This window comes from Glaciecola sp. G7-5 (assembly GCF_055808975.1).
The window spans coordinates 4,104,845-4,124,306 of record NZ_CM147892.1; the positions used below are offsets into that span (position 1 = coordinate 4,104,845).

A 19,462-nucleotide genomic window follows, 5' to 3' on the forward strand; every position below is an offset into this window, starting at 1 on the left:
AGGACGCATGACCCTTTTTACTGAGTTAAAACGACGCAACGTGTTTAAAGTTGCCAGTGTTTATTTGGTAACCTCCTGGGTTATCTTGCAAATTATTGCAGTGGTTTCACCTGCCTTACATCTGCCTACTTTGTTTAGCACTATTATCACCGTCATTCTGGCAATTGCTTTCCCTTTTGTCTGTATTTTTGCTTGGGCCTTTGAGCTCACACCTGAAGGGCTTAAACGCACCCATGAAGTGGATATCAACGAGTCGATTCATGAACGAACAGGCAGTAAACTCACTTATTTACTAGCCTTTGCGTTAGTTTTGGCTTTAGGCTTTATCTCCTATCAAAACTGGTATGTACGTTCAGCCGATGACGGTTTAGAGCGTTCCATTGCGGTGTTGCCATTTGAAGATATGAGCCCAGATAAATCTCAAGCTTACTTTGGTGATGGCATAGCGGAGGAGATTTTAAATTCACTGGCGCGTTTAAATCAATTGGTCGTTATAGCCCGTACCTCATCGTTTAACTTTAAAGACAGTAACATCGATATCCGCGAGATAGGACAAAAACTGAATGTTAACTATGTACTGGAAGGCAGCGTACGAAAAGACAAAAATCAATTGCGGATCACCGCCCAATTGATTGAAGTGGCCAGCGGCGCGCATATCTGGTCACAAACCTACGATCGCACATTAGACAGTATTTTTGCGGTACAAGATGAGCTAACTTACGCCATCACGCAGGCGCTGAAACTCAACTTATTGCCCGAGCAGCTTGAGCATGAAGCCGGCATGACAAGCAACCCACAAGCCTACGAGTTGTTTATTCAAGGCAGAGAATCTGCCTACCAGCGCAGTTCGGAATCTTTACAACAAGCCGCTGACACTTTGCACCAAGCGATTGAGCTCGATCCGCAGTTTCACTTAGCTAAGGCGCAACTGTTTATGGTGTATGCACTTGCGTCAGACTATGGTGGCTTTGCCGAGCAATTGCGTCAGTCAGAAAAAGAAAGTTTGTTTTGGGAGTTAATGACCGCACCAGACTTTCCACTTAAAACATTAGTAATGGCAAAGCGAGCTGAGAGTAGCAATAAATTCGCAATAAGTGAGGTGCTTTACCAACAGGCTTATGAAGAAGCACCCAGTGACCCACTCATCCAAAACATGAGCACACTAGTGCTGAATAAACTCCAAGAGCAGATTCAGCGCCGAGAACAGATACTTAAAACGAATCCACAAAGCCAAGTAAATATGTCCAACTTGGTGTTTTTGTATTTAGTCACTGAACAGCCACAGCGGGCCAAACAGCTTTTATCGTCAATGAATACGATATTTCCCGATAATTCATTAAACTTCACTAGCAAACTTTTTTTACTTACGCCTATCAACAAGATATTCAAGCAACTTTAGCGCTAATTAACGGCTACCGCGGAGAGCCTAATGCAGACTATAGACGGGCAAAATCCTCAATTAATATATTGAGCGGCAATATTAATACCGCTCTAGATTACATGAGTGAAGAATTACGCCAATCGCCAGAAATTTCAGAGCAATTTTTAAATGCCTATTTATTATTACTTCATTTAGATACTCGCGGAAAATTAAATGAGCAACAGCGCCTTCGTTATCAACAGTTACCGATAAACGAGTCTACCCAAAGCAAATTACTAGCATTTTATAGATTAGAATTAGGTGACGAAACATTGTATGAACAACAGAATCAATTAACAGATGTGACTGCTGATGAGTTTTTTAAGCGTGTTGATCTTAGTCAGAGTGAGCCTTTTTCTTATGCTGCAATTAAAAAACGCGAAGGAGACGATAGCTATGCCCAGAGCTTAGAATCTTTAAATGCGTATATTGTTTCTACATGTTAACAAACCCAAAATAAGCTTAGCTGGTTTTGTGCAGGGGGGATGTATTTAGCTAACGATGTTTCTTTATTGCAAACCCAGAGTATATTTAATCGCCAACCACTCCTTGATATAAACTTGATAGGGATTGAGAGCTTTCTTTTAAGCTCACCCACCTATTATGGAATGAGCCAACACCAAGATTTTAAGACGCTTGCCAATGCTTTTTGGACAAGACCTTTCGAAAATGGAATCCGGATTTAGTAACCGAAAAACCATAAAAACAAACACACTCTTTGATGAAGAAAATAAGCTAAATAAAACGATTTCGCCCTATCATCAAATATTGCTTTCTGTATTATTGCTGTATTACACATCAATATAATCGCCTAGGAAAAACATGTACGAAGTCGTATTTTTAGACAAAGCCACACTCGCTGACAATATCACAATCCCCCGCCCAAATTTTGGCCATAATTGGACGAATTATGCTAAAACCAATAGTGCTCAAATACTTGAACGCTGCTGTAATGCCAATATTGTTGTAACTAACAAAGTTGCTTTCGATGAAACATTATTGGCTAAACTGCCAAAACTTAAACATATTGCCATAGCCGCGACAGGGACAAATTGTGTCGATTTGAAAGCGGCTTGCAAGCACGGTGTCACGGTAAGTAACGTGCCAGGTTATGCGACTCGTTCGGCAAGTGAGCATGTTATTGCCATGATACTGAGTCTGCGCAGAAATTTAGCTGCTTTTAAAAGCGATATCGAAAATGGTAAATGGCAAGAATGCGAACAATTTTGTTTTTACAACGATCCTATTTTAGATCTTGCCAATAGCACGCTTGGCCTAATTGGCACCGGTGCAATCGCTCAGCAAGTGGCTCATGTAGGCAAAGCGCTGGGCATGCAGGTAATTTATCATAGCGTAAGCGGGCGCAAAGATTTTGCTTCAGAACGCTTAGTTTCACTTGAAACACTTTTAGAAACATCTGACGTAATAAGTTTGCATTGTCCACTCACACCAAAGACCGAAAACTTAATTGATGAAAAGCAAATTGCCTTAATGCGCAAACATGCAATTATTATTAACACCGCGCGCGGTTCAGTAGTTAACCTTGAAGCGATATATCAAGCTTTGTTGAACAAAGATATCGCCGGAGCGGGTATTGATGTTGCCCCCATAGAACCGCCACCTGCGGATGCCACGGTGATGCGTTTAAACCAATTGCACAACTGTATTGTCACCCCGCATACCGCATGGGCTAGCGAACAAGCTTCACAAGTATTAATGAATCAAGTCGTTGCCAATATTGAAGCATTTGTGAATGACGAGGCGGTAAACATAGTCAATTAGGCAATAAATATGAAACAACATAAGGTCAATGGCATAGGTGACGCGAATGCGCAGCTAAAGGTCTACATGGGTAATAAGCCTGACTACTTGTTCGCGAACGAGGCTTTGCGAAAAGGACAAAGCATAATTGCGCTGCAGAAGAACGAAATATATGACTGTGGACAGCGCTGCGGCAATGGCTGGCGAAAAGTCTTTAACGTTTATGCCAAACTGATATTCGCATGGGACAAGCAGGACCTAGTAAGTACACATAAAGCTGATTCTTGGCAAGCTTATCGTGACCAATATCTGCTACAACAAAACAGCAATACAGCACTTATATTCTCGCCACCACAAATAGGTAAGACTCGCACTATCCATATTATTATGGGCAGAACTTATGCGAAAAGTTTAATTGCTTCGGGGGATTTGGGTAAAGAAACTGACATTGAATTCATCAATGATGAGTTTGCCATTAGTCACAGCAGTAATATTATCGTTTGTCCTTACTTTGATTATAGGCAGTTGTCTAACGCAAAGATTATCTATTTAATTGATATACTCAATACCTTAAGACCAATAGGTAAATAGCTTGCTACTCGCAAAGCGATTGTTTTCAAAACCCTTTGCTTAAGTAGATTTACTCATACGAATAATAACCCGGCGATTTCTATCTCTTTCAATAGAGTTGTCGTTAGGTGCAACATGGCGCTTTTCGCCATGTCCTGTTACTTCAATGCGCTGGCTATCCACGCCCATGCTGGCAAAGTAATCTTTAATCTCGTTAGCTCGTTTAATAGACAGTTGCTCATTGAGCCACGGGCCACCGTAAGCGTCTGAATAACCGTCAACCAGCACTAGTTCCAGAGCTAAATCTTCTTTTAAGTATTCACCAATCATGTCTAGGCGACGCTGTGAATACTGGGTTAACTCTGCGCTATTTTTCTTGTATGCAAGTACGGTGTAAGAAATATCTTCAAAGTTAAACGGTAATAAGTTAGCAATACAGCGACTAAAATCTTCGTATTGATTCTTAAAATTACTCGCGTTTAAAGACACTGCAACCGAATCATTGTTGTTTAGCCAATCTCGATAATGAATCGTTGGCCAAAAGCCCTTTTCCAATTCAGTTAACATTTGCCATGCTGTCTCTTGAGGTAAGTCAGCATCATATTGCTTGCGTAAATCCATACTACCAATTTTTCGCTGCTGGGCTCCGCGCATCCATTTCGGCGGCATAGAATAAACATCGGCAACATCATAGCGACTTGGTAGTCTCAACATATCAAGGGAAAATTCTAAATTGAGTTGCTTTGATGCTTCGGTCATAAAAGAAGCTATACCGTATCCTGGAATGGGATGGGTGAGTTCACAAACCAAACGCGTTTGCTTGCTTACCATCCAAGATGACGATTCAACATCGACCGAATAGTTACGAATGTTAGCATGTGCATTTGCCATCAAACACCCGCTCACCAGCACACTGCAAAGTGTATATACTAGAAAGCTAATTGGCGTTGTTGTGCGAGGCAGTTTTTGCATATGCGCTACTCTATTGCTGTTACTTACTTATAAAAAAATTTCGTTTATCGTCAGTCTTTGACAAATACTTTGATAACAAGCTAATTATCGGCTTTTTGCCCGAAAAGTTTAGCCTTCAATGCTTAACTACTGCATACTAAGTCGTATAACTTGGCGTAGCCTATTTTAATAGTGCAAGCCATTACACTGACGTATTTTTGTAAGTGAATTGAATGACACCATTAGTAAAACGTTTCAGAGGGTACTTCCCCGTAATTATTGATGTAGAAACGGCCGGCTTTAATGCCCAGACCGATGCAATGCTCGAAATTGCAGCCATTACGCTAAAGCTAAATGGAGAAGGTTTTCTTGAGCCCGACACTTGTTTTCACGAGCATGTCGTGCCTTTTGAAGGCGCAAACATCGAGCAAGCTGCCATTGACTTTAATGGAATAGATCCCTTTTGTGCCTTACGCGGTGCCAAAGAAGAAAAAGAAGTCATGAAGGCGCTATGTAATCATGTTCGAAAGGCGCAAAAAGCAGCAGATTGTCAGCGTAGCGTGATTGTTGCTCACAATGCGACTTTTGATCAAAGCTTTGTAAACGCAGCAATTGCCCGCCAAAGCATTAAACGCACACCCTTTCACCCCTTTGTGTCGTTTGACACCACAACACTTGCTGCTCTGACTTTAGGTCAGACCGTCTTGGTGAAGGCTTGTGAAGCTGCCAAAATAGAATTTAAACAATCAGAAGCCCACAGTGCCTTGTACGACACACAAAAAACAGCTGAATTATTTTGTTATATGGTCAACCGCTATCAAGAATTAGGAGGGTGGCCGCTAGCGTAAAGCAAGCACAGGGTGATAAAAAAAAACTTGCCTTTGTTGCAAATAACAATTATTATCATTTGCAACAGTATTAGTGTAACGTTGCTTTGTTAGCAAGCGTATTTTTTAGAGAGCCATATATGTTCGTATGTTTATGTCACGGTATCACCGACAAACAAATTGAAGATGTTGTTATCAATCAAGGTGTTGGTAACATGCGTGAACTAAAAGCCGCGCTAGGCGTGGGCTCTCAGTGCGGTAGTTGTATCAATATGGCACAAGATATCATCGATACAACCATTATTGACGACAGTTTGTTTAAAGATGTTGGTTAACGCAAAACATTTATAAAAAAAGGCGATAGATGCAAATCTATCGCCTTTTTTAATGCCTAGTTATTAAGCAAGTGTCGTTTATTTGCTTTTAGTCTTTGCTGCAGACTCTTGAATAAGTGTTTGTAACTCGCCTTGCTGGTACATTTCCATGATAATGTCACAACCGCCTACAAGCTCGCCATCTACCCATAATTGTGGGAATGTTGGCCAATCTGCGTATTTTGGTAGTTCTGCACGAATATCAGGGTTTTGTAGAATATCTACGTAAGCAAATTGTTCATTGCAGCTCATCAACGCCTGTGATGCCTGAGAAGAAAAACCACATGATGGTAACTTAGGTGATCCCTTCATATACAGAAGAATCGGATTTTCACTTATTTGCTCTTTAATTTTATCGACAGTACTTTTTTCTGCTTCACTCATAATTGACGCCTTCACCTTATAGTTTTGAATATGTTTAGATATGCGGACGATTCTACCTAAATCAATACTGTTTAGCACCCACAATTCTGTATATAATCAAATGCTATACAAAATAAAAAACAAAACTGATCTGCTTAGCCTTTAATTGAGAATTAACTTGTAGAAGAAGTTATGATTGGGCTTTAAAATAAAAAGTTCATCCTCATATCTACCAAGACAAATACATGAAACGGAGAAAAACCATGGCTTTTGAACTACCCGCGTTACCTTATGAAAAAACAGCATTAGAACCACATATTTCTGCTGAAACCTTAGATTTCCACCACGGAAAACACCATGCAACTTACGTAACTAAGTTAAACGGCCTTATTGAAGGTACCGATTTAGCAAGCAAATCTTTAGAAGAAATCGTAAAAAGCAGTGACGGTGGCGTATTTAATAATGCAGCTCAAATCTGGAACCACACTTTTTATTGGAACAGCTTAAGCCCAAATGGTGGCGGTGAGCCAAGTGGCGCACTAGCAGACGCAATCAATGCCAAATGGGGCTCGTTTGCTGATTTTAAAGCGGCATTTAACGATAAAGCAGTAAACAACTTTGGTTCAAGCTGGACTTGGTTAATTAAAGCAGCTGACGGTAGCCTAGACATCGTTAATACCAGCAACGCTGGCACACCTATTACTACTGATGGCGTTACACCGCTACTTACCGTAGATTTATGGGAACACGCTTACTACATTGATTACCGCAATGTACGTCCAAATTATCTTGAAGGCTTTTGGGCTCTAGCCAACTGGCAGTTCGCTTCTGATAATTTCGCAAGCTAATTAAACTTCGCAATTAAATAAGCAAAAGGCGCTTCATAGCGCCTTTTTTATTGGGTAAAATTTGTACTTGCTTGGCTTTATTCTGCCCTAGCACACACCAAGGCAATCATACTTGTATCAGGAGAGATTGCAGTGCGGCTAATACCCTTTGCGCACTCAGGTTGCTTGATTTTAATTGCTTGCCAGCGGTCAAGTGGTCTTATTTTATCTCCTTTCATCATAAATTTTCCTTGCCAAAGTGTTTCACCATCTGAGGTAATGACGTGACCTAAAGGACTAACTGAAAAATATTCGCTATTTTTTGGCATACGTACAACTTGAATTATCTTTTTGGTCTTTGTGTTGTATGCATTTAAATAGTTGCCGTCGGTATTACTTGTATACAAAAACCAATCGGTTTTTTCAAATCGATATAAGCTAGCACCTATGTTTTTATCGATAACTTCAACTGCAGCATCTGATGCTAGTGCATTGACTCGCTGAAGCGTATTGGGCTCACCCAATACAAATAAAAGCACTTCTTTGTTGTCTAGCCAAGCATGGTAGCCAACCGGCTCTACTAAAGGCGCTAAGTGCGCAATTGCTTTACCTTGCATATTTATGCGCCATAGCTCTTGTTTGCCTAAGTCATTGACCCTAATAACCGACATATCGGGCGTTTCAGGATAAGGCGTAGGAGAATATTCACTTGTGTCTGACTGACTAATATTTTTTGCTTTCCCTAAGGAAAAATCAAAAACCCATGTATCCATTTGCACAGGTGTTTCGTCGACTTCTTTTGCATGCTCTTGAGTTTCTTCGCTAACAGCAGCGATGACGTCTACATTTATCATTACATTATCTTTTGGCACCGCTTGCGTATAAAAAAGACGGTTATTGTCAAAAAAATAAGGCTGGTTGGTATATTGATTATTGTCGCTTATTCTTACTAACTCAGTGATAGGATCTTTTTCCCACAAGTTAAGCTTAGCTACCCATATATCGCTGGCATCTTGCGCATTGGCACGTATGGGTGCAAACAGAGCAAAAATGATTGTCAAACAAGCAAGCTGTCCTAGAAAATACTTCCGCTTACTATTAAGCCCTAATTGCTTTGCTGATTCTCTCATTATTGAATTGTCCTCGTTTTTGAATAGCTCTGATAGCATATTAACACAAGCAGCATGAGGCCAGCTAATAAGGCCATAAAAGCAGAAAAAACAAAACTTGTCTTAGCACCAATGCCATCATTCCATAAATAACCGGCTATATAACTACCTACCGCACTGCCTACGCCAAAGCATATCGACACATAAATAGCCTGTGCTCTACTTTGAAATTGAGCTGAAAAATGATGCGTTAAAAAATAAACCGAAGCTACATGACTCAGACCAAAACTAAAGGCATGCAGTATTTGGCATAGAATAATAACAACACCAATATGCGCAAAATACGCTAATCCAATCCATCGCACGCTGGTAAGTAAAATACTTAAGGCCAGTAACTTCATCACATCAAAATGTTTAATCAACTTGACCGCATAAATAAAGATTACGATTTCAGCAAGTACACCCGTTGCGATAAATGCGCCAGTACTTAAACCACTATACTGCAAATCCTTCATGTACAACGCGAAAAAATTGTAATAGCTACCAAAACTGACTTGTAGCGAAGTATTGGCAAGCATAAATACAACAAAGATAAGACTGTATGCTTGTTTCCAGTCGCCCCCAGTGTGTGTGGATGATTGCTTATTTTTTTGCGGGTTAACAATGAGTAGACTACTGACATAAATAAGCAATAGACTCAACCAACTCACAATAGCGACAACACTTGGCCCGTATACATCAATTAAGCTGCCGGCCAATAGGCTACACACAATAAAACCGATGCTTCCCCATAGCCTTAGTTTCCCGTATCCACCGCGACTATTCGTTGTCGCGCTAAGGGTAACCACTTCTAACTGTGGCAATACAGCAGTCCAAAACATCATCATCAAGCAAAATGTAAGCGTGAGTAACCAATATCCTTCAACCACAAATATGGCACTAAATACAGCAAAAGAAAGTAGACAACCAAAGCGTAGGATTTCACCAACTGTGCCGTTTTTATCGGCCTGGTTTGCCCAAAGGTTAGGTCCTAGGATACGAAAAATAGCCGTCATCGCAAGCATACTGCCTATTTGCGCAGAACTAAAACCTCGGTCGTCTAAGAAAAGGCCAACGTAAGGAAGAAAAATACCCAGTTGGCCAAAATAGAAAAAATAAGTGACAGCAAGAAAAACGCGATTACTGCGGCTGTCTATTGCAACGCTGCGCTTAGGTCCGAATAGTAGCTGTGTAAAAGTATTCACGCCATATTACGGGCGAGATGCTGGAATAACAGGCGTAATCGATTCGACTCCAGCATTTTGACCGCGATGCCTTAATAGATGATCCATCAATACGATGGCTAACATGGCCTCTGCAATGGGAACTGCGCGGATACCAACGCAGGGATCATGACGACCTTTGGTGATAATCTCTGCGCTATCACCTTTGATATCTACCGTTCTTCCCGAAATACTAATGCTAGAAGTCGGTTTTAATGCCATATGAACTAGTATCTCTTGCCCAGTACTTATACCGCCCAAAACGCCGCCAGCGTGATTGGTATAAAATCCTTCAGGTGAAATTTCATCACGATGATCGGTACCTTTTTGCGTAACAACATCAAAGCCATCCCCAACTTCAACTCCTTTCACCGCGTTGATACCCATCATCGCATGCGCGATGTCAGCATCTAGGCGGTCAAAAACAGGTTCGCCTAAGCCTACTGGTACGTTTGTCGCTGATACTGAAACGCGAGCCCCAACTGAATTGCCTTCTTTTTTCAAATCACGCATATATTGCTCAAGAGCATCAAGCTTATCTACGTCTGGGCAAAAGAAGGGGTTGGTATTTGTGATTGCATGGTCTACTTTTTCTATCGCCACTGGACCAATTTGTGAAATATAACCGCGTATTTCAACGCCATATACTTGTTTGAGGTACTTTTTAGCGATTCCGCCTGCAGCAACTCTAACCGCGGTCTCACGCGCAGAAGAACGTCCGCCTCCTCGATAATCACGCATACCAAACTTCTGCTGGTAGGTGTAGTCAGCGTGACCGGGTCGAAAACTATCTTTAATTTTTGAGTAATCTTGGCTACGTTGGTCTGTATTATTTATCAATAAACCAATACTTGAGCCGGTCGTTTTTCCTTCAAACACACCAGAAAGTATTTTCACCTCGTCAGCTTCGCGACGCGCTGTGGTAAATTTGGATGTTCCAGGTTTTCTTCTATCTAGATCGCCTTGCAGATCTTCTTCATTAAGTTCTAAGCCCGGAGGACAACCATCTACAACGCCACCAATGGCTAAACCGTGACTTTCACCAAAGGTCGTCACGCTAAACAATTTACCGAAGGTATTTCCTGACATCGAGCTTTTTCCTTTCTAATAAGTTGGGTTTTCTATTTAATATGCTTAGTGCTTTATTGCGTTTTATCTAATAAAGACATTTGTGAGAGTAAAGCGCTTTTTTGAATAGCAAAAATGCCACTTCCGCCCAAGGAAAGTTCGCACCAATTAACACTAAATTCACCAAAGCGCTGGGTAAAATTGACTTCAGAATTGCCAACTTCTACAAATAGCCATGCGTCATCAGACATATAATTAGCAGCTTGTTTAAGTAACGCGAGTGTTAAATCTAATCCGTCGCAACCCGATGCTAGTGCCGACTCTGGTTCGTGCATATATTCTCGTGGCAAATCTTGCATGTCCTCCTCGTCGACGTAAGGAGGATTTACGACAATAAGATCGTAAGTTTGCTGAGCTAAACTTGAAAACAAATCTGACTGCATTGGAAATACGCGATCTTCTAGTTGATATTGCTGAATATTGATAGATGCGACATCGAGCGCATCGGCGTCAATGTCAACGGCATCAACTTGAGCATGTTCAAATTTGTGAGCTAAAGCAATAGCAATACAAGCGCTACCTGTGCACATATCTAATATAGTCGCCGGTTCGCTCGATTCAGCTAAATAGCCGGCAAACCGATTTTCAATCAACTCTGCAAATGGAGAGCGCGGGATAAGAACGCGTTCATCTACATAAAATGGCATTCCAGCAAACCACGCTTGATTGCACAAATACGGTAAGGGAGTGGCTTCTTCACATCGCGCTTTTATCCAACTAAAAATAAGTGGCTTTTCAGCGTCGGTCACTTGGCAACCATAAAATACTTGCTGTTCTTGTCCACTTAGGTCAAGTGGCAATGATAAGGCGGTGAATAAAAGACGATGCGCCTCTTGCCACGCGTTCTCGGTGCCATGGCCATAGTAAATATCATGCTGATTAAATTCAGAAATTGCGAAACGAATATAGTCAATAATAGTGTTAAGTGATTTTAAGATACTCTCTTGTTTGTCGAAGCGAGAAATATCATCAAGGGCGCTATTTTGCTGTGCTTGTTTCACTTGTTCATCTGCATGCATGAATGATTAACTACTTAATTAGGCTATTTATGGACTGATTTGATGGGTATAATATCGAAAAATCACTCAACATGCTGTTAAAAATACCATCATGAGCAAAAAAAACGACGAGTCTTTGGATTTCTCAGCGCTGTTTAAAGATGCAACGCCGGTAAATCATGATAGATACATTTTGAGTAAAGACGAAGGTGCAATAAAGCGGCAAAAAGAAAAAGCGCAAAAGCTCGCGAAAAAACGAGCAAGCGCACAAGGTTTAGGGGGCCTGAGCGACAACTTGAGCGCCAGCGGACATCTTTCAACAAAGGCTTATATACAGAATGCGGCAACAATCGCACTATCTGATACCTTCGAAGCGCATTGGCCGCAAGGCAAAGCAATAAAATATTTTAGAGCTGAAGATTCATCTAAAGTAGATAATACAGGCCTAGAAACACTAGCTTATCGTCCAAAAGACATACTAAAGAAGCTGTCAATGGGCCATTACCCGCCCGACATTGAAGTCGATTTGCACGGCCTAACAAGCAAGCAAGCAAAAGCGGAAATGCTTGCCGTTATTTTTGAAGCAAAAAAACGTCATTTTGCCTGTGTCAGTATTTTGCATGGACATGGCACAGGCACACTAAAACGTAAAATACCTAATTGGTTAGTGCAACATCCCGATGTAGCAGCGTTTGTGCAAGCCCCGCGCGCCTTTGGCGGCAAAGCAGGACTTTTAGTGCTTATTGGTATTGATTTTCAAGCTTTTAAGCCAGACTAAGCTTGTTTATCTGTATTAACAACTCGCTAAATAAAACTGCTAAGTATCTCGCAAAAGATTAAAGGTCTTCGTTCACGTTATGCAGAAACAAATATACATAGTATGCACATATTGCAACAACCACGAAAATACCAAATAAAGAACCCCAAGCAACTGGATCAGAAAGTAGTAAGTCCCACATAATATTCACCTTTTTTTACTATATTAAACAAGTTTGTTTTGATGAATAAATTGTAGTTCAGTTTGCATTTCAAACGCTGATCTCGATCAATGTTTTAGGGTGATAATAGGCCAAAGAGGAGTAAAGCTTAATCTAGATCAATATTTTGCCTAGATCTTAACTAAACAAACGCATAAACCAACCTTTATCCAAGTCCTCCTCGCAGCTTCTAAGTTGACTGGCATAACGCAAGGAACGCTCATGCACTTTGTTAGCCACAGATTGCAACCACGTTTTATTGTTATAACTTTTGCGTTTATATCCGCCCCATCCTTCGTGATAGTTGAGGTATTGCAATTTCGCATCCCATTTTGAAACACCATTAATTTTATGGGTTTTACTAATAAACCAGCCCATAAAGTCTAACGCATCCTCAAAGTCGTCACGATCAGCAAAGCTTTTGCCTGTCTCGCGTTGATAGTCAGACCATGTAGGCGTTTTTGCTTGAGCGTAACCATATGCACTACTGACTCGCCCCCAAGGAATAAGTCCAAACAGCACATAATCTCGAGGCGGTTTGGCGTCGTGGCGAAATGAGCTTTCTTGGTACATCATTGCCATTGGCACATGTATAGGTACGCCCCATTTTTCGCGCATATCGGCAGCGGCATCATACCAATCATCTTTTTCTTCAAAAATTCGACACAAATTCTCACGTTCAGAGGGCGGCGTTGTGCTGCAAGCTCCAATAAATAGTGTGCTCAATAAGACAAGTAAAAAAAAATGCATTTTTTTTAACAACATGTGGAACTATTTTAATCCTTAAGGCTCTTACTATCGTGTGTGTTAAAATGTTTTCCCTAAGTGTGTATTGCCTGACGTGTTTGCGTCAGGCTTTTTTTTGTCTGCACCTTAGGTATTTTAGCACTTGAGGTTGGGATCACCCGCTACTCGCTTAGTAAAATAATCATTTACGAACTGGGAAAAGTCTTTCTCGTCTTGTGCTTCAATCTCTTTTCTTGCTTCAATAGAACTCAGTGCTTGGGCGACAAAATCTTCTTTACTTATCTTCATATACGACATCTTCTGAGCATTATCTTTGTATTCTTTAGCTAGCTCTAAACCCAATACACTATTGTCTATTTCGTTATCTAACAAAGTTTGAAGCCATTTTCCGGAAGGTGTTGCACTAGGATCTAAGAATTTTAGTTCTTGCTGCTTTACCGCTTTTACATGAACATCACTTTGTTTGGCTTGATCCAGTAGCGTCGCCACTTTCACTAAATCTTGTGTGAGCGAAAGCCCCCAGTCTTTTAGTGATACCGCTTTGCCATTATCATTAAGCATTAAGCCCGGTTCACGCCCTTTTTCAACAACATCAGTGATATTCTGTTGGCTAATGTTTATCTTTTCTTCATCAAATTTTGCTGATGGCATTAGCAAACAATAAACCAAGAACACATCCAAAAAGTGGAATTGTGATTTATCAATGCCAACTGGAGAATACGGATTTACATCCAATGAGCGCACTTCTAAGTAACTTACACCGCGGTCTTCCAAAGCATTGGTTGGCATCTCTAATGATTTCGCAACCTGTTTAGGCCGTATTGGCGAATACAATTCATTTTCTATCTGCAGCACGTTGTCGTTTAGCTGTTGCCAGCCTTTTTTATCGTCACTACTTAAATGTGCGTATGCTGGTGCTTTTTGGCCGATGGCGCTGCGTAAACTGCTTACATAAGTGCTCAGGTCGTTGTAGCAAATTTTTAAATTTGACTGCGCACTGCTTGTATAGCCTAAATCACTCATGCGAAGCGATGTAGCGTATGGCATATAAAGCGTACCTTTGCCTACTTTATCGAACTTATGGCCAACACTTTGCTTATGCGAAATGAACGAACTACACAAAGCGGGTGATGCGCCGTATAAATACGGAATTACCCAAGCGAGGCGTTTAAAATTACGAATCAAAGCAAAATAATGGGCAGATTGTGTATTTTTGTCCCACGTTTCACCATGAAGTTCACACCAAAGTTGCCAAAACTCATCAGGCAGCGAGAAATTAAAATGCACACCAGAAATCACCTGCATCATACTACCATAGCGATTATGCAACCCTTCCCTATATACTTCCTTCATGCGTGCTATATTTGAACTGCCATACTGCGCAATGGGAATGTTTGTTTCACTACTAATAAAACAAGGCATACTCATTGGCCATAAATACTGCTCACCGATAGATTCATAAGTAAATTTATGGATATCGACTAGCTGCGCAAGACTTGTTTCTACCTTACTTTCAGGTGGCGTAATAAATTCAAGCAAGGCTTCAGAAAAATCTGTAGTGATGTATTCATGGGTCAATGCCGCTCCTAGAACCTCTGGATGAGGATTAGTGGCGATGGTACCATTCTCATTGACTCTTAACGTTTCTCGTTCAACACCGTGCTTGATATCGCGTAAAGTCTGCATAAACGTAGGCGTTGATACCGCCGCCAATGCCTGGTCAAAATTCATTTGATTTATCGTCAAATTCTTATTCTCTGTATTTTATGTAAATAATCCTGCATGCAAAGTACGACCATGCATGGCCTGCGTAAAACCTTTGTTCATAACGCGTATTTTTGTTTCCTAATTTCAAGTACCCAAGCTACATACTGCGATAATCTCATCTTTGTAATTAGCTATCTTTCACCTTAATGATAATATAGGCGCTTCTTAAGAATCAAAGCCCTATGATGGATAAAAACATGCCATTTGTAAAAGGCTAATTATATCTTTATGCTTCTTAAATATAATAAGAATTATAGATATTTAACTGCTACTGCCGTTAATATGATACACGAGTACAAAACAAGCATCCATGAAGGTTGACTGCAAACCTTATTGGTTAGAAACTTGTGCCGCATGTAGCGGATATACAGAGTAAAAGGAAAGTAAATCAATGAGCAATAAGCAAAATCTGGTTGATATCGAATTCGCAACTTCACAACTTGGCGGAAATTCAGAACTACTATCAAGAATGTTGGGAAAGTTTTGTGATGAATTTAGTACTACACCACAACATGTTATTGACGCTCTAGCTAAAGGCGATAAGCACGAAGCCAAGATGAAAGTCCACACAACCAAAGGCTTATCTGGCAATCTCGGTTTAATAGCATTATTTGAATGCAGTAAGGTATTAGACCAACAAATCCGTGACGATAATATTGATGATAGTCAACTGGATGCCTTTGCCCATACCATGGCCGAAACCATTGCCTGTGTGAAAAGTTTAGATTTAACCCAATCTGCACCAACTGTATATACTACAGCCACTGCACAAAGCAGTAGCGAAGGATCAGCGTCTGAAAAAGCCGCTTTCATAAAGCGCTTAGAGCGCAATGAATTTATTGATGATGATACTTTGTACGCTTATATTGATGCACTCCCTTTTAATGAAGATGAAAAGAAGACCCTGCAAACTTTGGTTGAAGAGCTGCAATATGCGAAAGCTATTGAAATGATTAATGGAGTCTCTTGAACGCGCTATTGATTATCAAATGCTAGCCTTTTCAAATTCTCACTGAGTCAAAGTATCATGCATCAAGTTATACCAATTGTTTATGAACACAACGATTTTGTGGTCGTAAATAAACCATGCGATGTGCCAATGCATGATCCTGAAATAGGTATTTGCCAATTGTTAATGAAGCAATTATCTCTTTCCCAATTGTTTTTGGTTCATCGCTTAGATTCAGCTACCAGTGGTTGTTTACTACTTGCTAAAAACAAGCAAGCAGCCAGTATACTCAGTGCACAATTTGCCAACAGAGAAATTGAAAAGTATTACCTTGCGATTAGCGATGCAAAGCCTAAAAAGAAACAAGGCAAGTTAGCAGGAGATATGAAAAAAACGCGCGGAGGTAGCTACAAATTAGGCCAAAGTGAAAACGCACAAGCGACTGCGGTTACATTTTTCTTTAGTGAAGCCATTGATGAAATCGGTAGATTGTTTTACCTTAAACCGATAACAGGAAAGACACATCAACTTCGTGTTGCTTTAAAATCCATAGGTAGCACTATTTTAGGGGATAAACGCTATAAAGGCAGTATCGCCGATAGGTTATACCTGCATAGTTATCAACTTCATTTTAACTATGCCAATAACGAATTTTCGCTAGCGTGCTTGCCTCAAAGTGGTGACTATTTCACAGAAAAAATACTAAATAACCTTAAGTCAGTGAAAGATTTTGCTTGGCCCAAATATAAAACGCCTAGTAAGGTGTCTGTTACAACGAGCAAAAAATAAGGTAATACATCATGAAGCTAGCCATCGTTGGTCAGGGTGCAATAGGCAGTCTCTTCGCCTACTATTTTCGTGCGTTGCGCCCCACATTATTAGTTAGATCCCATGAAAAAAAAGCGAAAACTATTGTCGACAGCAATGGCAAAGAGAACTTGCTCAACCTACCAATACAAAATATAGAAGCCCCTTTTGAAGAGGCTAACGACTATTTTGATTGTTTGCTAATTGCCGTAAAGGGCTACCAGCTTGCGCCATTAATTACGCAAATAAAACCTTGGTTAAGCGATAAAACCCGGCTTATTCTTATTCAAAATGGAATGGGAGGAGGAGAGCTATTAGCACAGGCGTTTCCGGATAATCTGATTTATACAGGCATTACTACTGACGCTGTATTTGCGAGTTCTAGTACACAATACCAAATAACGGCACTAGGACGCGTAGACCTTGGACCTTATATTAAAGCAAACACGACAGATCAAAAAACCCTTAGCAAACTAGAGAGCAAAGTAATTAGCGATGCAGAAAAGCGCTGGATTGATGTATTTTTAAGTTATCATCCTAATGCATTTTACCACGTGGATATTGCCAATGCGCTATATACAAAGCTAGCAATTAACGCAGTCATCAATCCGTTAACCGCTATATTGCAAGTCAAAAACGGTGAACTAGTTGATTACCCCAACAAAGTAAGCGAATTGAAACAGGAAGTATTCGCGGTATATGACGCTGCAAATATTTCGCTAAAACCGAAAGCATTGTCTTTAGCAATAGATTTAGTGATTGATGCAACGTCAGAAAATTGGTCGTCTATGTACCAAGATGTAAAACACAAAAGAGTGACCGAAAACGAGACCCTTTTAGGCTATTTGCGTTCATTAGCTAAAGCTAATCAAGTGAACATACCTATGATTGATAAACTCTATGAACAAATAGCTAACATAGACCGCACACTGCTTTAAAGATTATGTAGCGGGAAACTTCGCTAACACTTTTCGTGTGACAATAAAAAAGCTCGTATATTACGAGCTTTTTTGGCATTTGAGCTTACCGAACTATCATTCAGCCAGCGGGCGCATATGCGGGAACAAGATAACATCTTTGATAGTCGCGCAGTCTGCAAATAGCATTACTAAGCGGTCAATACCAATCCCTTCGCCCGCGGTGGGCGCCATACCATATTCTAGGGCAGTGATATAATCATCATCAAAATGCATTGCCTCGTCGTCACCTGCGTCTTTCTCTTGCACCTGTTTTTGGAAGCGTGCTGCTTGGTCAGCTGAGTCGTTTAGCTCAGAAAAACCATTGGCTAATTCACGCCCACCAACAAAAAACTCAAAGCGGTCGGTAACGAAAGGATTGTCGTCATTTCTACGCGCCAGTGGCGACACTTCCCATGGATATTCAGTAATAAAAGTAGGTTGATCGAGTTTCTCTTCTGCAGTGGCTTCAAATATTTCGCACAAGTACTTACCCGCTCCCCAAATACCGTCCACTTCTGGCTCTTTAATATGCAGTTGTTTTGCCATTAATTTCATTTCAGCCAAGTGATTTTCAGGATCCTTAATGGCTTGTGCGTTCGCTTCTGGCCAATACTTTAATATTGCGTCAGCCATACTTAAGCGTTCAAATGCTTGAGCGAAATCATATTCCTTCACTTCAAGCACTTCACCTTGGGCATCGCGAATATGATTTTTAAGCTTGGTGCTTCCCAATACATTTTGCGCAAGTTCGCGTAACATCTCTTCTGTCAAATTCATCAAGTCTTTGTAATCTGCATAGGCTTGATAAAACTCTAACATGGTGAACTCTGGATTATGTCGGGTCGATAAGCCTTCATTTCTGAAATTGCGGTTAATTTCAAAAACGCGCTCAAAACCGCCAACTACCAAACGCTTAAGATAAAGTTCTGGCGCAATACGTAAATACATATCAATATCTAATGCATTATGGTGGGTAACAAAAGGTTTTGCCGTTGCACCGCCAGGAATGACTTGTAGCATCGGCGTTTCGACTTCCATGAAATTCCTGTCAGTCAAGAAACGACGTATACCATTTACAATCTCGCTGCGTATTCTAAATGTATTGCGCGTGTCGGGGCTAACGATGAGATCAACATAACGCTGACGATACTTTGTTTCTTGATCGGCTAGGCCATGAAACTTCTCAGGTAAAGGGCGCAAAGACTTAGTGAGCAGTTGAAAGTGTTCCATATTGACATATAAATCACCCTTGCCTGATTTATGCAGAGCACCACTTACCCCAATAATATCGCCAACATCCAAGGTGCCGTACTTTTCTTTTATAATATTCTGAGCTTGCTTGTCAGCATAGGACTGAACTCGTCCGCTCATATCTTGTAGCAACAAAAACGGCCCGCGCTTAGCCATTATGCGACCGGCAACAGTTACAATATTGGCTTGTTCGGCTAAAGTCTCTTTGTCCAATTCACCAAATTCATTTTGTAAGTCTTGCGCATAGTGCTCGCGCTTAAACTGATTTGGATAGCCATTTGACGCGCAGTTTTCGCGAATTTTGTCTAGTTTAGCTCTGCGTTCTGCAATCAATTTGTTTTCGTCTTGCTGCTCAATAGTCATCTATGTTCCGTTACTGTTTATATTGTCTTAAAAGGTATAACACTGCTTATTC

The 19,462-nt window shown here is 40.7% G+C and carries 21 protein-coding genes; 11 read left to right on the forward strand and 10 right to left on the reverse strand.

The window, feature by feature from the left end; all coding sequences use genetic code 11:
• Positions 1-7: 7 nt before the first annotated feature.
• The 4 genes from AC0L6H_RS18105 (at position 8) to AC0L6H_RS18120 (ending at position 3,772) form a co-directional block, all read left to right on the forward strand.
• Positions 8-1,399: a hypothetical protein gene (locus AC0L6H_RS18105; protein WP_473390630.1), complete on the forward strand. Its 1,392-nt coding sequence runs from the start codon at positions 8-10 to the stop codon at positions 1,397-1,399.
• 101 nt (positions 1,400-1,500) lie between these two features.
• Entirely contained in the window at positions 1,501-1,866 is a 366-nt protein-coding gene (locus AC0L6H_RS18110) for a hypothetical protein (RefSeq protein WP_473390631.1), read from the forward strand.
• Positions 1,867-2,242: 376 nt separating this feature from the next.
• Positions 2,243-3,202 (forward strand): D-2-hydroxyacid dehydrogenase, encoded by a 960-nt coding sequence (locus AC0L6H_RS18115; RefSeq protein ID WP_473390632.1) that lies wholly within the window; start codon positions 2,243-2,245, stop codon positions 3,200-3,202.
• Positions 3,203-3,211: 9 nt separating this feature from the next.
• A complete protein-coding gene (locus tag AC0L6H_RS18120; protein ID WP_473390634.1) occupies positions 3,212-3,772 on the forward strand; it encodes a DUF6942 family protein in 561 nt (186 codons plus the stop codon).
• Between the two features lie 39 nt (positions 3,773-3,811).
• Here the strand turns inward: AC0L6H_RS18120 and AC0L6H_RS18125 are convergent, their stop codons facing one another.
• A complete protein-coding gene (locus AC0L6H_RS18125; RefSeq protein ID WP_473394577.1) occupies positions 3,812-4,642 on the reverse strand; it encodes a flagellar protein MotY in 831 nt (276 codons plus the stop codon).
• 293 nt (positions 4,643-4,935) lie between these two features.
• On the opposite strand from AC0L6H_RS18125, the gene rnt reads away from it, so the two are divergent.
• Positions 4,936-5,550, forward strand: coding sequence for a ribonuclease T (gene rnt / locus AC0L6H_RS18130; RefSeq protein WP_473390635.1), 615 nt, complete (start codon positions 4,936-4,938; stop codon positions 5,548-5,550).
• Positions 5,551-5,669: 119 nt separating this feature from the next.
• Positions 5,670-5,864 carry a (2Fe-2S)-binding protein gene (locus AC0L6H_RS18135; protein ID WP_473390636.1) on the forward strand — a complete coding sequence of 65 codons (195 nt, stop codon included), beginning with the start codon at positions 5,670-5,672 and terminating at the stop codon, positions 5,862-5,864.
• Between the two features lie 78 nt (positions 5,865-5,942).
• On the opposite strand, the gene AC0L6H_RS18140 is transcribed toward AC0L6H_RS18135, so the two are convergent.
• Complete coding sequence (locus tag AC0L6H_RS18140; protein WP_473390638.1) at positions 5,943-6,287, reverse strand: Grx4 family monothiol glutaredoxin; 345 nt, start codon at positions 6,285-6,287, stop codon at positions 5,943-5,945.
• Positions 6,288-6,529: 242 nt separating this feature from the next.
• Between AC0L6H_RS18140 and AC0L6H_RS18145 the strand changes: the two genes are divergently transcribed.
• On the forward strand, positions 6,530-7,114 hold the full coding sequence (locus AC0L6H_RS18145) for a Fe-Mn family superoxide dismutase (protein ID WP_473390639.1): 585 nt from the start codon (positions 6,530-6,532) through the stop codon (positions 7,112-7,114).
• A gap of 77 nt (positions 7,115-7,191) precedes the next feature.
• Here AC0L6H_RS18145 and AC0L6H_RS18150 read toward each other — a convergent pair whose 3' ends face one another.
• Genes AC0L6H_RS18150 through prmB form a run of 4 tightly spaced genes read right to left on the reverse strand, consistent with a single transcriptional unit; the run spans position 7,192 to position 11,611 of the window.
• Positions 7,192-8,223, reverse strand: coding sequence for a hypothetical protein (locus AC0L6H_RS18150; RefSeq protein WP_473390641.1), 1,032 nt, complete (start codon positions 8,221-8,223; stop codon positions 7,192-7,194).
• Entirely contained in the window at positions 8,223-9,446 is a 1,224-nt protein-coding gene (locus tag AC0L6H_RS18155; protein ID WP_473390642.1) for an MFS transporter, read from the reverse strand. The genes AC0L6H_RS18150 and AC0L6H_RS18155 overlap by 1 nt, the downstream gene beginning before the upstream one ends.
• Positions 9,447-9,452: 6 nt before the next feature.
• On the reverse strand, positions 9,453-10,553 hold the full coding sequence (aroC, locus tag AC0L6H_RS18160) for a chorismate synthase (protein WP_473390643.1): 1,101 nt from the start codon (positions 10,551-10,553) through the stop codon (positions 9,453-9,455).
• A gap of 53 nt (positions 10,554-10,606) precedes the next feature.
• On the reverse strand, positions 10,607-11,611 hold the full coding sequence (gene prmB, locus AC0L6H_RS18165; protein ID WP_473390645.1) for a 50S ribosomal protein L3 N(5)-glutamine methyltransferase: 1,005 nt from the start codon (positions 11,609-11,611) through the stop codon (positions 10,607-10,609).
• Positions 11,612-11,702: 91 nt separating this feature from the next.
• Between prmB and smrB the strand changes: the two genes are divergently transcribed.
• On the forward strand, positions 11,703-12,368 hold the full coding sequence (gene smrB, locus AC0L6H_RS18170) for an endonuclease SmrB (RefSeq protein WP_473390646.1): 666 nt from the start codon (positions 11,703-11,705) through the stop codon (positions 12,366-12,368).
• Between the two features lie 58 nt (positions 12,369-12,426).
• Here the strand turns inward: smrB and AC0L6H_RS18175 are convergent, their stop codons facing one another.
• From AC0L6H_RS18175 to gshA, 3 genes are all read right to left on the reverse strand, one after another.
• Positions 12,427-12,549 carry a DUF3149 domain-containing protein gene (locus AC0L6H_RS18175; protein ID WP_473390648.1) on the reverse strand — a complete coding sequence of 41 codons (123 nt, stop codon included), beginning with the start codon at positions 12,547-12,549 and terminating at the stop codon, positions 12,427-12,429.
• Between the two features lie 156 nt (positions 12,550-12,705).
• On the reverse strand, positions 12,706-13,332 hold the full coding sequence (locus AC0L6H_RS18180; RefSeq protein ID WP_473390649.1) for a transglycosylase SLT domain-containing protein: 627 nt from the start codon (positions 13,330-13,332) through the stop codon (positions 12,706-12,708).
• A gap of 117 nt (positions 13,333-13,449) precedes the next feature.
• Positions 13,450-15,045, reverse strand: coding sequence for a glutamate--cysteine ligase (gshA, locus tag AC0L6H_RS18185; protein WP_473390651.1), 1,596 nt, complete (start codon positions 15,043-15,045; stop codon positions 13,450-13,452).
• 427 nt (positions 15,046-15,472) lie between these two features.
• On the opposite strand from gshA, the gene AC0L6H_RS18190 reads away from it, so the two are divergent.
• From AC0L6H_RS18190 to AC0L6H_RS18200, 3 genes are read left to right on the forward strand one after another with little or no spacing between them, the layout of a single operon-like run.
• On the forward strand, positions 15,473-16,051 hold the full coding sequence (locus tag AC0L6H_RS18190) for an Hpt domain-containing protein (RefSeq protein WP_473390652.1): 579 nt from the start codon (positions 15,473-15,475) through the stop codon (positions 16,049-16,051).
• 57 nt (positions 16,052-16,108) lie between these two features.
• Entirely contained in the window at positions 16,109-16,819 is a 711-nt protein-coding gene (locus AC0L6H_RS18195) for a TIGR01621 family pseudouridine synthase (protein ID WP_473390653.1), read from the forward strand.
• Positions 16,820-16,830: 11 nt separating this feature from the next.
• Positions 16,831-17,775, forward strand: a complete 945-nt coding sequence (locus AC0L6H_RS18200) for a ketopantoate reductase family protein (RefSeq protein WP_473390654.1) — start codon at positions 16,831-16,833, stop codon at positions 17,773-17,775.
• 96 nt (positions 17,776-17,871) lie between these two features.
• Here the strand turns inward: AC0L6H_RS18200 and lysS are convergent, their stop codons facing one another.
• On the reverse strand, positions 17,872-19,410 hold the full coding sequence (lysS, locus tag AC0L6H_RS18205) for a lysine--tRNA ligase (RefSeq protein ID WP_473390655.1): 1,539 nt from the start codon (positions 19,408-19,410) through the stop codon (positions 17,872-17,874).
• Positions 19,411-19,462: the final 52 nt, after the last annotated feature.